This is a genomic window from Streptomyces sp. NPDC048650 (genome assembly GCF_043199095.1).
In the GTDB taxonomy this organism is placed as follows: Bacteria; Actinomycetota; Actinomycetes; order Streptomycetales; family Streptomycetaceae; genus Streptomyces.
The window spans coordinates 791858-804711 of record NZ_JBICVM010000001.1; the positions used below are offsets into that span (position 1 = coordinate 791858).

Here is a 12854-nt window from a genome sequence, read left to right on the forward strand (position 1 = left end):
CATGGCTGCCCCTCTTGGCCCCCTCGGCCCCGTACGCTCCACCGACACCCTCACCCGCGACGCCCTCGCCGTCCTCCAGCCCGGCTTCACCGGCACCACGGCCCCCGGCTGGCTGCTCCGCCGCCTCGACGAGGGCCTGGCGTCGGTGGGCCTGTTCGGCCGCAACGTGCACAGTGAGGAACAACTCGGTGCGCTGTGCGCCCGGTTGCGCGAGGTCCGTGAGGACCTCCTCGTGGCGATCGACGAGGAGGGCGGCGACGTCACCCGCCTCGAGGTCCGCGGCGGCTCGTCCTTCCCCGGCAACCTCGCGCTCGGCGCCGTCGACGACACCGCCCTGACCCGTGACGTGGCCCGGGAACTCGGCCGCCGCCTGGCCCGCTGCGGCGTCAGCCTCAACTGGGCGCCGTCCGCCGACGTCAACTCCAACCCCGCCAACCCCGTCATCGGCGTCCGCTCCTTCGGCGCCGATCCCGGGCTGGTCGCCCGGCACACCGCCGCCTACGTCGAGGGCCTCCAGTCCGCCGGCGTGGCCGCCTGCACCAAGCACTTCCCCGGCCACGGCGACACCGCCGTCGACTCCCACCACGACCTGCCGCGCATCACCGCCGACCTGCCCACCCTCCAGGAACGCGAACTCGTGCCCTTCCGCGCGGCCGTCGCCGCCGGCACCAGGGCCGTGATGAGCGCGCACATCCTGCTGCCCGCCCTGGACGGCGACCACCCGGCCACCCTCAGCCCGGCCGCCCTGCACGGCCTGCTGCGCGCCCCCGTCGCCGAGGGCGGCCTCGGCTTCGACGGTCTGATCGTCACGGACGGCATGGAGATGCAGGCGATCGCCGCCACCTACGGCATCGAGCGCGGCAGCGTCCTGGCCATCGCGGCCGGCGCGGACGCCATCTGCGTGGGTGGGGGACTGGCCGACGAGGACACCGTGCTGCGGCTGCGCGACGCCCTGGTGGGAGCGGTGCGCGACGGGGAGCTGTCGGAGAAGCGGCTCGCCGACGCCGCAGCACGGGTGCGCGCCCTGGCGCGCTGGACCCGGAGTGCGGGCGCGGCGGCGGGGACCGCGCCCGCACCCGGCATCGGCCTCACCGCCGCCCGGCGCGCGCTGCGCATCACCGCCGACGGCCCGCACCGGCCGCTCACCGGCCCCGCCTGTGTCGCCGCCTTCACCCCGCTGGCCAACATCGCCGTGGGCGACGCAACCCCCTGGGGCGTCGCGGCCGAACTCACCCGGCTCCTCCCCGGCACCCGGACCGTCGCCTACACCGCCGAGGCCGCGGCCACCGCGGGCGTCCCCGCCATGGTCGACGGCCTGCTTGCGGAAGCCGACGACCGCCGTGTCGTCGCCGTCGTCCGCGATGTCCACCGCCACCCGTGGATGGCCGAAGCCCTGCGCGTCCTCGTCGCGGCCCGCCCCGACACCGCGGTCGTCGAAATGGGTGTCCCGCAGGCCCCACCCGTCGGCGCGCTCCACATCGCCACCCACGGCGCGGCCATGGTGTGCGGCCGGGCGGCGGCCGAGGCTCTGACGGACAGTGAGCGGCACACGGCGGCCGGCGGCTGAGCACGCCGTACGGGGCCGGTTCCGCGGTCACCGCGAGGCGAACCGCGCGACCGGCCCGGCGCACACCGCGCCGCAGCGACCGGACACGAGCGACCGGCGGCACCTCCCTGACGCAGGGGCCCAGGGGGTGTCCGTGTCCGCAACGTCCCGCCCGGGCCGCCTACGGGCGGACGACGGGACTTTGCGGACAACCCCTAGATCCCCTGCCACTCCGGCTTCGCCGCATACGTGTCACGGAAGTACTCGGCGAGCTTCAACTTGGACGCCGCGGCCTCGTCGACGACGACCGTCGCATGCGGGTGCAGCTGCAGGGCCGAGGCCGGAACCAGTGCGGCGACCGGACCCTCGACGGCATGGGCCACCGCGTCGGCCTTGCCCTCGCCGGTGGCGAGCAGGACCAGGTGACGGGCCTCCAGGATGGTGCCGATTCCCTGGGTGATCACGTGGTGCGGCACCTCGTCGAGGCTGTCGAAGAAGCGGGCGTTGTCCTCCCGGGTCTGCCGGGTGAGGGTCTTGATGCGGGTACGGGAAGCGAGCGACGAGCACGGCTCGTTGAAGCCGATGTGCCCGTCGGTGCCGATGCCCAGCAACTGCAGATCCACACCCCCGGCCTCGCTCAGCGCCGAGTCGTACGCCTCGCACGCGGCCTGGACGTCCGCTGCCGCGCCGTCCGGCCCCATGAACGCCTCTGCGCCGAGCCCCAGCGGCTCCACCACCTCGCGCTGCACCACCGAACGGTAGGACTCCGGGTGCCCGGTCGGCAGGCCCACATACTCGTCGAGCTGGCAGATGCGGGCCCGTGAGGCGTCCACCGCACCGGCCCGGACCTTCGCCGCGAGCGCCTCGTAGACGGGCAACGGGGTCGAGCCGGTGGCCACACCGAGCAGCGCGTCGGGCTTGCGACGCACCAGGGTGGCGATGGCCTCCGCGATGAGCTCGCCGCCTGCCGTGGCGTCCGGGACGATGACAACTTCCACGCTGGGCCTGCCGTTCTGGAGAATGGGCTATGTGGTATAGACCAATCTAGCAGAGGGCCGCCCCGGAAACCGGATGCCGTCACGCAAGGGCAGGGGACGATTTCGCGTCGTCCTGGTGGCCGTCGGACCACCAGGACGGTACGCGGACCGTGGCGTCCGTCAGAGCAGTACGCCTCCCGTCGCGTCGATCCAGTGGCCGGTCACCCAGCGGCTGTCGTCCGAGGCGAGAAAGGCGACGACGTCACCTATGTCGGTGGGGTCCGCGATCCGGCCCAGCGGGGACACCGAGCCGAGATACTCGCGCGCCTCGCTGTTCGCCTCCCCGCGCAGCCAGCCGGCATTCATGTCCGTGTCGACGGCGCCGGGGGCCACGGCGTTGACCGTGATCCCGCGCCGGCCCAGGTCCTTGGCGAGCGTCGACGTGAAGACGTCGATCGCGCCCTTGGTCATGGCGTACGTGATCAGCTCGGGCTTGGCGGCCCCGCGGGTCAGGCCCGTCGAGATGTTGATGATCCGGCCGCCGTCCCGCAGGTGGTCCAGCCCCTGCTGGACGACGAAGAACGGAGCCTTGGTGTTGACCGCGAAGAGGCGGTCGAAGTCCTCCTCCGTCACCTTGCCGATCGGCTTGAGCGTGCCGTCGACCGCCTTGTTGATGCCGGCGTTGTTGACCAGGATGTCCAGCCCGTCGGCCTGCTCGCGGAACGCCGTCCACAGGGTGTCGGCGTCCCCCGGAACCCCCAGCTCGGCACGGACCGCGAAGGCCCGCCCGCCCGCGGCCTCGATCGCCGAGACCGTCTCCTTGGCCGCGGTCTCGTCGCGCCCGTAGTGCACGCCCACCCGCGCGCCGTCCCGCCCCAGTCGCTCCGAGATCGCCCGGCCGATACCCCGGCTGCCGCCCGTCACCAGTGCCGTCCTGCCGCTGAGTGCACCCATGGCGCTACCCCTCCCCAATCCGTGTGCGCTCGACGGAACGACTGCGCATGCAGGCGGTCCCGCACCGGAGCGCTTTCTGTATCGCTCGATACAGAAAAACCGTAACACGCCTTCCGTATCGGCCGCTATAGAATTGACTCCATGGCGACCAAGAACGCGAAACAACGCGGTCGGCCCCGCTCGTTCGACCGGGACACGGCCCTCGAAAAGGCCCTCCGGTCCTTCTGGGAAAACGGCTACGAGGCCACCTCCATCTCCGACCTGACCCGCACGATGGGCATCAGCGCGCCCAGCCTCTACGCCGCCTTCGGCGACAAGCGGACACTGTTCGACGAGGTCGTGGCCGAGTACGGCCGGCTCTACGGCGGCTTCCTCTCCCGCGCCGTGGCCGAGGAGCCGACCGCCCGCCGCGGTCTGGCCCGGGCGCTGCGCGAGGCGGCGGCCGAATACACCGCGCCCGGCCGCCCCCGCGGCTGCCTGGTGATCAGCGCCGCCCAGAACACCGCCCCCGCTTCGGCCGAAGTGGCCGAGTCCCTCCGGGAGATGAGGCTGTCCACCCGCCGGGATTTCGAGCGCGTGATCACGGCGGACATTGCCGCGGGAGAGCTGCCCGCCGATACGGACGCGACGGCGCTCGCCCACTATCTGGGAGCCGTCGTGCAGGGGATGTCGCAGCAGGCGCGGGACGGCGCTGACCGGGTGACGCTGGAGGCGGTGGCCGACCTGGCGATGCGGGTCTGGCCGGAGCGGCCCCGACCCTAGAAGGTCGACGTGAGGGGGCCCGACGTGAGGGGGCTCGACGCGAGGGGGCCGTGCGGCCCGGCGCCCACGTCCCCTGAAGCACCCGCGGGCCGCGGCGCCGGGACAGGACCCTCAACCTGTCCGGCACCGCAGCCCGGAGCTGACACCGTCCGTCCCCGTTGTCCGGCCGGGAGCACCCCATGTGCGGTAGGAGTACGGCCCCGGCCCGGGGCCGGTCGGTCGGAGGCCGCGACGCAGTCAGGGCAGAGAGCGCCTCGGGCCTCGTTCCGCCCTCCTGTGCGGGGAGAGCGGAGGTTCATGAGCCGGGGTTTACCGGCGGATGTGGTGTATCCGATATTGTGGACTAGACCATTCTCGGTTGTCCATGCCCGTGCACGGCCCGCGGATGTCCGCGGGTGTGGGGACGGACAAAAGATACGCCTGAGCAACGGGTACACGCTACGCCGGTAGGCTCCGGGATGTGCCCTCCATGAACGATCTCGTACGCCAGCACACCGCTCTGAGCGACTCGGACCTCGAGTGGCTGCATCTGCTGGTCTCGGAGTGGCAGTTGCTCTCCGACCTTTCCTTCGCCGACCTCGTGCTCTGGGTTCCCACCCTCGACGGCACCCGGTACGTCTCGGTCGCGCAGATGAGGCCCAATACCGGCCCCACCTCGTACCAGGACGACATGGTCGGCCATCTCGTTCCGCGCGGCCGCCGGCCGATGCTGGACTCCGCCCTCGACGAGGGGCGGATCGTGCGGGAGGGCGACCCGGAGTGGCGGGAGGAGGTGCCGGTGCGGGTCGAGTCGATCCCGGTCCGCCGCGAGGGGCGGGTGCTCGGCGTGATCGCCCGCAACACCAACCTGCTGACCGTCCGCACGCCGAGCCGCCTGGAGCTCACCTATCTCCAGAGCGCCTCCGACCTCGCCCAGATGATCGCCGCAGGATCGTTTCCGTTCCCCGGCCAGCAGGTCGACATGGATGCCTCGCCGCGGGCCGGCGACGGTCTGATCCGGCTCGACGCCGACGGCGTCGTCCAGTACGCCAGCCCCAACGCGCTCTCCGCCTACCACCGCCTCGGCCTCGCCGCCGACCTGGTGGGCCACCACCTCGGACAGGCCACCGCCGAACTCGCGCCCGCCCGCGGCCCGGTGGACGAAGCGCTGGTCAAGCTCGCCAGCGGCTGGGCCCCCCGGGAATTCGAGGTCGAGGGCGAGGAAGGCGTCATCCAGTTGCGTGCCATTCCGCTCAAACCGAAGGGTGCGCACATCGGTTCCCTGGTCCTGCTGCGCGATGTCACCGAACTGCGACGCCGTGAGCGGGAACTGATCACCAAGGACGCCACCATCCGGGAGATCCACCACCGGGTGAAGAACAATCTCCAGACCGTTGCCGCACTGCTGCGGCTGCAGGCCCGCCGAATGGATTCCGAGCAGGGCCGCGACGCGCTCAACGAAGCGGTACGCCGGGTCGGTTCGATCGCGATCGTGCACGAGACCCTGTCGCAGAACCTCGACGAACGGGTCGAGTTCGACGAGATCGCCGACCGGGTGCTGGCCATGGTCGCCGAAATCTCCCCCGGAAAGGTGACGGCCCGGCGCACCGGCCGCTTCGGGATCCTGGACGCCGAGGTCGCCACCCCGCTGTCGATGGTGCTCACCGAGGTCCTGCAGAACGCCCTGGAGCACGCCTTCGGCCAAGCGGAAGGCGGCACCGTCGAGGTCGGCGCGGTGCGGGGCGGCAGCCGCACCGAACCGCGGCTGCTGGTGACCGTCCAGGACAACGGCCGCGGCCTGCCCGAGGGGTTCGACCCGCAGCGCGCCGGAAACCTGGGGCTGCAGATCGTACGGACCCTGGTGGAGGGGGAGTTGGGCGGCACGTTCGACATGGTGCCGGCGCCCGGGCACGGCACACGCGTCGTGCTCGACGTACCCGTCCGTGCCGAGAAGCAGCACTGAGGCGGGCGCCGGTACCCGGCTCGCGGAGCCGGCCGCCCCAGGAGGGGGACCGAACCGGAACCATGGCGAACCGGAACCATCACGAGTCCGAACCGTGACGGGCCGGAACAGCAACAAGCCCCGGACCCATCTGGTCCGGGGCTCAAAGCTATTGCGATGCGGTAACGACCGGGCTTGTCAGCTCCGGGGCTGCATCGGGATTACTGCGCGCTGCGGCTCGGGGGCCACGGGGCGACTGGCTCAGGCGCTGGCGTTGCGCGCCCGGTTGCGAGCTGCACGGCGCTTCATTGCGCGGCGCTCGTCCTCGCTCAGTCCACCCCAGACGCCGGAGTCCTGGCCGGACTCGAGCGCCCACTGCAGGCACTGCTCCATGACGGGGCAGCGGCGGCAGACGGCCTTGGCTTCCTCGATCTGCAGGAGCGCAGGACCGGTGTTGCCGATGGGGAAGAAGAGCTCGGGGTCTTCCTCGCGGCAAACGGCGCGGTGACGCCAGTCCATGGCTGCTCCATCTCCTCGTATGACGGGAACGTTGCTTGTGAATGTGAACGCTTTCACGAATCCCTCCACAAGGGAAGGGCCGAAATCCAGTGGAGAACTGGCGCGGTCCTGTGGAATGAGGAGGAGGATTCGGGCTCTCAAGGGGGCCGGTGAAGTGGCCGTCCCGATCGCCATGAAGAGACTCGCAAACCTCAGCGGCGGATACAACCCCTTCCGGAAACTTTTTTTTGATTCCTTGGTGTCGCCTCAGTCACAGCCGTCATTCCAGGGGGTGGAAGTCAGTCTAAACGTTCGAGTGAAAGGACTTTAGGCCCTGCTGCTCACACAATCACACGCAGTGCACGGCGAACGCCTGTGAACGTCACGCTCGTACGCAGTCCCAGGTGGTCCCCGTCCATCTGGAAGGGCAGTGGCGCCTGCGAATGCAAGGTGAACTCGGTGAGGTCGTGGAGTGAGACGGCGTGCTTGCCCCGGGGGCCGCGATGTGGTGTTGACGTCAGCAGCTGGGTGCCGTAACGGGCCACCGACGGTGTGGAGAGCCTGCCCAGTGCGAACAGATCCAGGCCGGTGTCGAACGACGCGTCGGGGGACGGGTAGATCGGGCGATTGCCCAGGTAGGTCCAGGGTGCGGTGTTGCAGATTATGGACATCACGAGGTCCTTGACGACCTCGGGACCGCCGTCCGCACCGGCCGGGCGTTCGAGGGTGATGGAGCCGTGCCGGCGGTTCTGCTCGCCCAGGTACTGGCGTACGAACTGTCGCACGTACAGGGCATGCGTCGAACGCTTGCCGCGTTCGCGCTGTTGCTCTACGCGGCCCACGACGCCCGCGTCGAAGCCGAAGCCGGCGCAGAAGGTGAACCAGCGCGCCGGTGCGCCCTCGTCCGTGCTGCCCGGGGTGCCGGAGGCCAGGCCCAGGCCGATGGTCCGCTCGCTGCCCTCGCGCAGCGCGTCCAGCAGGGCGCCGGTCGCCTCGACGGCGTCATTGGGCAGGCCGAGCGCGCGGGCGAAGACATTGGTGGAGCCGCCCGGCACGACGGCGAGCCGGGGGTGTGCGTCCGGTTCGGGGCCGTTCGCCAGCAGGCCGTTGACGACTTCGTTGACCGTGCCGTCGCCGCCGAGCGCCACGACCAGTTCGGTCTCGCCGCCCTCGGTGGCCTCCCGGGCCAGGTCGCGGGCGTGCCCGCGGTACCTCGTCTCGGCGACCTCCAGCTTGAGGTCGCTGGCCAGCGCGTGCGTGAGCACGTCACGGGTGCGGGCACTGGTGGTGGTAGCTGCGGGATTGACCACGAGAAGTGCGCGCATACGAGTCAGCGTACCTACCTGCCGGTACTCGTTTCACGCCCCGTCCAGGGTTCGGGCGGCCCCGGGCCCCGGTACCGCCGGCGCTACCCTGCTGGGGTGAGCAGTCAGCAGAAACAGTCCGCGAACCGAGCCGCCGGCACCCCCGCCGTACCCGAGCCGACCGGCCCGCGTCCCGCCCGGCTGAGCGCCGCCGCGGCGCTCACCGGGGTCGAGGGGCTGGCGCTGGCCGCCATGGGCGCCTACATGTTGATCATGGGTTTGACCGGGTCGCCGGACAGCCCGCAGCAGGCGGAGATGGGCGGCGTGACCGTGCTCGCCCTCGCCGTGCTGCCGCTCGTGGCCGCGCGCGGCCTGTGGTTGCGCCGCCGCTGGAGCCGCGGCCCGTCGCTGATCACCCAGATCGTGGCGCTGCCGGTGGCCTGGACGCTGATCAAGGGGGGCGGGACGCTGATCGCGGCCGGCGTCGGGCTCGCGATCGTCGCCGTCGTCGTGCTCGTCCTGCTGGTCAATCCGACGGCCACTGTGGCCCTGGGCATCGGCCCACGGGAAACGGACTGACGGGAAGAACGCCGAGAGGCGAGGAACGCTGAGGGGCGGGGAACGCTGAGCGGCGGGGAACGCCGAGGGGCGGGGCCCCGAGGGTCCCGCCCGCCGCACGCCGGTCCGCTCCCGGTGCCTACTCCTCCACCAGGAGCCTGTCCCGCAGCTGTGCCAGGGTCCGGGCCAGAAGGCGCGAGACGTGCATCTGGGAGATGCCGACCTCCTGGGCGATCTGCGACTGGGTCATGTTGCCGAAGAAGCGCAGCAGAAGGATCTTCTTCTCCCGGGGCGGGAGGTCCTCCAGCAGCGGCTTGAGCGACTCGCGGTACTCCACCCCCTCCAGCGCCTCGTCCTCGGCGCCGAGGGTGTCGGCCACGGCCGGGGACTCGTCGTCCGTGTCCGGCACGTCCAGGGAGAGCGTGCTGTACGCGTTCGCCGACTCCAGGCCCTCCAGGACCTCCTCCTCGGAGATCCCGAGGTGTTCGGCCAGCTCATGGACGGTCGGTGCCCGACCGTGCCGCTGGGAGAGCTCGGCGGTCGCCGTGGTCAGCGAGAGCCGCAGCTCCTGGAGGCGGCGCGGGACGCGGACCGCCCAGCCCTTGTCGCGGAAGTGCCGCTTGATCTCTCCGACGACGGTGGGGGTGGCGTACGTGGAGAACTCCACGCCGCGCTCCGGGTCGAAGCGGTCCACGGACTTGATCAGACCGATGGTGGCGACCTGGGTCAGATCGTCCAGCGGCTCGCCGCGGTTGCGGAACCGCCGGGCCAGGTGCTCGACCAGCGGCAGATGCATCCGCACGAGGGTGTTGCGCAGCTCCGCGCGCTCCGGGGAGCCGTCGGGGAGCTTGCGCAGCTCGTAGAACATCGCCCGGGCGCCGCTGCGGTCCTGCGGTTCGTGCGGCCCATGGGCATGGTGTTCCTGCCGGGGTCGGTGGCCGGGATCCGGCGGGCCGTGCCGGTCCGGCTGCTGCCCCTGCTGCTCGCTCTGGTCCATGTGGTCCGCCCGCTCTGCCTGCTCCGCCGCGTCCAACCGGCCGCCGTGGTCGTCCGTGCCCACCGGATGCGGCCGGGCCTGCTGCTCGGGGATGGCCACACCGCGCGCCATCCGCGTGCCGCGTTCGAGATCTTTCACGGGGCCCCCTGTTCGGTCATGACGGTCCGGGACCGGCGCCGCGCTCCTTGTACAGACTGATGGTGACCGTCTGGTCGTCGGCGACGGTGGAATCGACCTTGCCGGCCAGCGCGGAGAGCACCGTCCAGGCGAAGGTGTCGCGCTCCGGGGCGCGGCCGTCGGTCGTCGGGGCCGACACGGTCACCTGCAGCGCGTCGTCGATCAGGCGGAAGACGCAGCTCAGCACACTGCCGGGGACGGCCTGTTGCAGCAGGATCGCGCAGGCTTCGTCGACCGCGATGCGCAGGTCCTCGATCTCGTCGAGGGTGAAGTCCAAGCGGGCTGCGAGTCCGGCAGTGGCCGTACGCAGCACGGACAGGTAGGCACCCGCAGCGGGCAGACGGACTTCCACGAAGTCCTGAGTCCCGGGCTCGCCTGCGATCTGGGACACCCTCACCTCCAAGGTGGCACAAGCTGGTTGAGCTGGAATGCTGGATGTCCCGAGGGCTTCGGGGCATCCACGCCGGGCGGTTTCTCCCGTCGGGTGAAAGGAGAACGAACCGGCGCAGCACATGGTTCGGCTGCGACGCTATCGCGATCTGCGGGCCGGTGTCGCCCGGAAGGAGCACGGCTGCCGTCCGGGCAGCGCACCGTCCCGCGGTGGCCCGCGGTCGCGGTCACTGACTGTTACTTATTGTACGGCCATGAGTACGGACGGTGGCTAGAGGTCTGCACCGCCCAATACCATCCGATTACGCTCCGTTGACGCGCGAGGTGGCGGCAAGGTTGTGCAGCGCCTCTCCGGTCAGCCGGAAGACGGTCCATCCGTCCATCGGCCGGGCGCCGATCGACCGGTAGAAACCGATGGACGGTTCGTTCCAGTCCAGGACCGACCACTCGAAACGCTCGTACCCGCGGGCCACGCAGAGGTCGGCGAGGGCCGTCAGGAGCGCCTTGCCGTGGCCGCCGCCGCGCGCCTCGGGGCGTACGTACAGGTCCTCCAGGTAGACACCGTGCGTGCCGGTCCAGGTCGAGAAGTTCCGGAACCACAGGGCAAAGCCCACCGGGGCGCCGTCCGCCTCCGCGACCAGGGCGTGCACCGCCGGCCGGTCCCCGAAGAGCGCCTCTTCCAGCTGCGGAACGGTGGCCTGTGCGGCCTCCGGGGCGCGCTCGTACGCGGCCAGCTCGGCGATCATGGCCAGGAGGACGGGGACGTCGGCGGGGGTCGCTTCGCGGATCATGCCGCAAGGCTAAGGGCGGGCCGGCACACGCCTCACACCAGGAGCTGGTCGACGAAGCACCAGCGCCAGTCCTCGCCCGGTTCGAACGACCGCATCACCGGATGGCCGGTCTCGTGGTGGTGCGCCGTCGCATGCCGGTACGGCGAGGAATCGCAGCATCCGACATGACCGCAGGCCAGGCAGAGCCGCAGCTGTACGGGGTGGCTGCCGACGGCCAGGCACTCCACGCAGGTGGCGCTCAGCGGGGCCGGTTCGGCGCGCGGCAGTTCGGGAACATGCGGGCACTCGCTCATGATGGCCAGGTTAGATCGCCGGGACGGCCGGCGGCGGGTACGGGGACGGGACGGACCGATGGACGTGATGCCGCTGCTGTTGCTGGTCGCGGGGAGCGCGGGAGTGGCCGGCCTGGCCCGCCGCACGCCCGTTCCGGCGCCCCTGCTGCTGGTCGCCGTCGGGCTCGCGGCCTCCGCCGTCCCCGGTATCCCCGACTACACGCTCGACCCGCACATCGTGCTGCCGCTGCTGCTCCCCCCGCTGCTGCACACCGCCGCGCTGGACGCCTCGTACCTGGACCTGCGGGCCAACCTGCGGCCGGTGGCGCTGCTGTCGGTCGGCTACGTTCTCTTCGCGACGCTGGTGGTGGGCTATGCCGCCTACCTGGTCATCCCGGACCTCCCGCTGACCGCGGCGCTCGTCCTGGGCGCCGTCGTCGCCCCTCCGGACGCCGTCGCGGCCACCGCCATCGCCCGCAGGCTCCGGCTGCCCAACCGCATCACCACGATCCTGCAGGGGGAATCGCTGGTCAACGACGCCACCGCGATCACCGCCTACAAGGTGGCGCTGGCCGCGGCCGTCGGGATCGGGGCCACCTGGGGCGACGGGATCAAGGAGTTCGCCATCGCGTCCCTGGGCGGCATCGGCGTCGGTGTCGTCCTGATGGTGCCGCTGCACTGGCTGCGCTGCCGGCTGCGCGACTCGGCGCTGCTGGAGAACACCCTCTCGCTGCTGATCCCGTTCGTGGCGTACGCGTCCGCCGAGCAGTTCGGTGCCTCCGGGGTGCTCGCCGTCGTCGTGGTCGCCCTCTATCTGGGCCACCGGTCCTGGCAGGTCGACTTCGAGACCCGGCTCCAGGAGGACGCCGTCTGGAAGGTCGTCTCCTTCGTGCTGGAGTCCGCGGTCTTCGCCCTCATCGGACTGCAGCTGCCGGTGGTGCTGCGCGGGCTGGGGGAGTTCGGTGCGGGGGAGGCCCTCTGGTACGCGGCCGTGGTCTTTGCCGTCGTGGTCGTCGCCCGCTTCGTCTGGGTCTTTCCCGCCACCTATCTGCCGCGCGCCCTGTCCGCCCGGATCCGGGATCGCGAACGCGAGACGAACTGGACCGCGCCGGTCATCGTCGGCTGGGCCGGAATGCGTGGGGTGGTGTCGCTGGCCATCGCCTTCTCCATCCCGGCCACCGTGCGCGGCAGCGATCCCTTCCCGGCCCGCAACCTGGTGCTGTTCCTCACCTTCACCACCGTCATCGCCACCCTCGTCGTCCAGGGGCTGACGCTGCCGCCGCTGATCCGCGCGCTGGGTCTGCCCGGCCGTGACGAACAGGCCGAGACGCTCGCCGAGGCACAGGCCCAGAACGAGGCGTCCCGGGCCGCCGAGGCGCGCCTGGACGCCCTCCTGGAGGACCCCCGCAACGCGCTGCCTGGCCCCCTGGCCGACCGTCTGCGCACCGTCCTGGAGCGGCGCCGCAACGCGGTGTGGGAGCGGCTGGGCACGGTCAACGAGGAGACCGGGGAGTCCGCCGACGAGACCTACCGCCGGCTCACCCGCGAGATGATCGAGGCCGAACGCCGGGTCTTCGTCGAGCTGCGCGACGCCCGCCGCATCGACGACGAGATGCTGCGCATCCTGCTGCGCCGGCTGGACCTGGAGGAGGCGGCGGCCTACCGGGAGCGGGCTTGAGGGCCTCCCGTCACCCGGGGATGTCGTCG

The 12854-nt window shown here is 71.4% G+C and carries 13 protein-coding genes; 5 read left to right on the plus strand and 8 right to left on the minus strand.

What is annotated here, in order from left to right; all coding sequences use genetic code 11:
* The first annotated feature begins 1 nt into the window (after position 1).
* Positions 2-1567: a glycoside hydrolase family 3 protein gene (locus ACGFML_RS03650; RefSeq protein ID WP_393539551.1), complete on the plus strand. Its 1566-nt coding sequence runs from the start codon at positions 2-4 to the stop codon at positions 1565-1567.
* Between the two features lie 194 nt (positions 1568-1761).
* Here the strand turns inward: ACGFML_RS03650 and nagB are convergent, their stop codons facing one another.
* Entirely contained in the window at positions 1762-2544 is a 783-nt protein-coding gene (gene nagB / locus ACGFML_RS03655) for a glucosamine-6-phosphate deaminase (protein WP_393539552.1), read from the minus strand.
* 159 nt (positions 2545-2703) lie between these two features.
* Positions 2704-3477: an SDR family oxidoreductase gene (locus tag ACGFML_RS03660; protein WP_393539554.1), complete on the minus strand. Its 774-nt coding sequence runs from the start codon at positions 3475-3477 to the stop codon at positions 2704-2706.
* Positions 3478-3618: 141 nt separating this feature from the next.
* Between ACGFML_RS03660 and ACGFML_RS03665 the strand changes: the two genes are divergently transcribed.
* Together ACGFML_RS03665 and ACGFML_RS03670 are read left to right on the plus strand one after the other, a co-directional pair.
* On the plus strand, positions 3619-4239 hold the full coding sequence (locus ACGFML_RS03665; RefSeq protein WP_393539556.1) for a TetR/AcrR family transcriptional regulator: 621 nt from the start codon (positions 3619-3621) through the stop codon (positions 4237-4239).
* 469 nt (positions 4240-4708) lie between these two features.
* The gene (locus ACGFML_RS03670; protein WP_393539558.1) at positions 4709-6181 is read left to right on the plus strand and encodes a sensor histidine kinase; all 1473 of its coding nucleotides are present in this window, start codon (positions 4709-4711) and stop codon (positions 6179-6181) included.
* A gap of 240 nt (positions 6182-6421) precedes the next feature.
* Here ACGFML_RS03670 and ACGFML_RS03675 read toward each other — a convergent pair whose 3' ends face one another.
* Complete coding sequence (locus ACGFML_RS03675; protein WP_003983230.1) at positions 6422-6679, minus strand: WhiB family transcriptional regulator; 258 nt, start codon at positions 6677-6679, stop codon at positions 6422-6424.
* Between the two features lie 320 nt (positions 6680-6999).
* Positions 7000-7983 (minus strand): diacylglycerol/lipid kinase family protein, encoded by a 984-nt coding sequence (locus tag ACGFML_RS03680; protein WP_393539560.1) that lies wholly within the window; start codon positions 7981-7983, stop codon positions 7000-7002.
* A gap of 96 nt (positions 7984-8079) precedes the next feature.
* Here ACGFML_RS03680 and ACGFML_RS03685 point away from each other — a divergent pair, with 96 nt between their 5' ends.
* On the plus strand, positions 8080-8541 hold the full coding sequence (locus tag ACGFML_RS03685) for a hypothetical protein (protein WP_393539562.1): 462 nt from the start codon (positions 8080-8082) through the stop codon (positions 8539-8541).
* Between the two features lie 118 nt (positions 8542-8659).
* On the opposite strand, the gene ACGFML_RS03690 is transcribed toward ACGFML_RS03685, so the two are convergent.
* The 4 genes from ACGFML_RS03690 to ACGFML_RS03705 form a co-directional block, all read right to left on the minus strand.
* Positions 8660-9628, minus strand: coding sequence for an RNA polymerase sigma factor SigF (locus tag ACGFML_RS03690; RefSeq protein WP_393540394.1), 969 nt, complete (start codon positions 9626-9628; stop codon positions 8660-8662).
* A gap of 43 nt (positions 9629-9671) precedes the next feature.
* Positions 9672-10085 carry an anti-sigma regulatory factor gene (locus ACGFML_RS03695; protein WP_393539564.1) on the minus strand — a complete coding sequence of 138 codons (414 nt, stop codon included), beginning with the start codon at positions 10083-10085 and terminating at the stop codon, positions 9672-9674.
* Positions 10086-10386: 301 nt separating this feature from the next.
* Positions 10387-10875, minus strand: a complete 489-nt coding sequence (locus ACGFML_RS03700; RefSeq protein WP_393539566.1) for a GNAT family N-acetyltransferase — start codon at positions 10873-10875, stop codon at positions 10387-10389.
* 32 nt (positions 10876-10907) lie between these two features.
* Positions 10908-11168 (minus strand): UBP-type zinc finger domain-containing protein, encoded by a 261-nt coding sequence (locus ACGFML_RS03705; RefSeq protein WP_393539568.1) that lies wholly within the window; start codon positions 11166-11168, stop codon positions 10908-10910.
* Positions 11169-11226: 58 nt separating this feature from the next.
* Here ACGFML_RS03705 and ACGFML_RS03710 point away from each other — a divergent pair, with 58 nt between their 5' ends.
* Positions 11227-12825 (plus strand): Na+/H+ antiporter, encoded by a 1599-nt coding sequence (locus tag ACGFML_RS03710; RefSeq protein ID WP_393539570.1) that lies wholly within the window; start codon positions 11227-11229, stop codon positions 12823-12825.
* Positions 12826-12854: the final 29 nt, after the last annotated feature.

Excerpts from the sequence above, each read along its gene's own strand:
- ACGFML_RS03680 (WP_393539560.1), bottom strand. The coding sequence starts at position 7,983 with ATGCGCGCACTTCTCGTGGTCAATCCCGCAGCTACCACCACCAGTGCC.
- ACGFML_RS03675 (WP_003983230.1), bottom strand. The coding sequence starts at position 6,679 with ATGGACTGGCGTCACCGCGCCGTTTGCCGCGAGGAAGACCCCGAGCTC.
- ACGFML_RS03710 (WP_393539570.1), top strand. The coding sequence starts at position 11,227 with ATGGACGTGATGCCGCTGCTGTTGCTGGTCGCGGGGAGCGCGGGAGTG.
- ACGFML_RS03670 (WP_393539558.1), top strand. The coding sequence starts at position 4,709 with ATGAACGATCTCGTACGCCAGCACACCGCTCTGAGCGACTCGGACCTC.
- ACGFML_RS03660 (WP_393539554.1), bottom strand. The coding sequence starts at position 3,477 with ATGGGTGCACTCAGCGGCAGGACGGCACTGGTGACGGGCGGCAGCCGG.
- ACGFML_RS03665 (WP_393539556.1), top strand. The coding sequence starts at position 3,619 with ATGGCGACCAAGAACGCGAAACAACGCGGTCGGCCCCGCTCGTTCGAC.
- ACGFML_RS03705 (WP_393539568.1), bottom strand. The coding sequence starts at position 11,168 with ATGAGCGAGTGCCCGCATGTTCCCGAACTGCCGCGCGCCGAACCGGCC.
- ACGFML_RS03690 (WP_393540394.1), bottom strand. The coding sequence starts at position 9,628 with ATGGCGCGCGGTGTGGCCATCCCCGAGCAGCAGGCCCGGCCGCATCCG.
- ACGFML_RS03700 (WP_393539566.1), bottom strand. The coding sequence starts at position 10,875 with ATGATCCGCGAAGCGACCCCCGCCGACGTCCCCGTCCTCCTGGCCATG.
- ACGFML_RS03650 (WP_393539551.1), top strand. The coding sequence starts at position 2 with ATGGCTGCCCCTCTTGGCCCCCTCGGCCCCGTACGCTCCACCGACACC.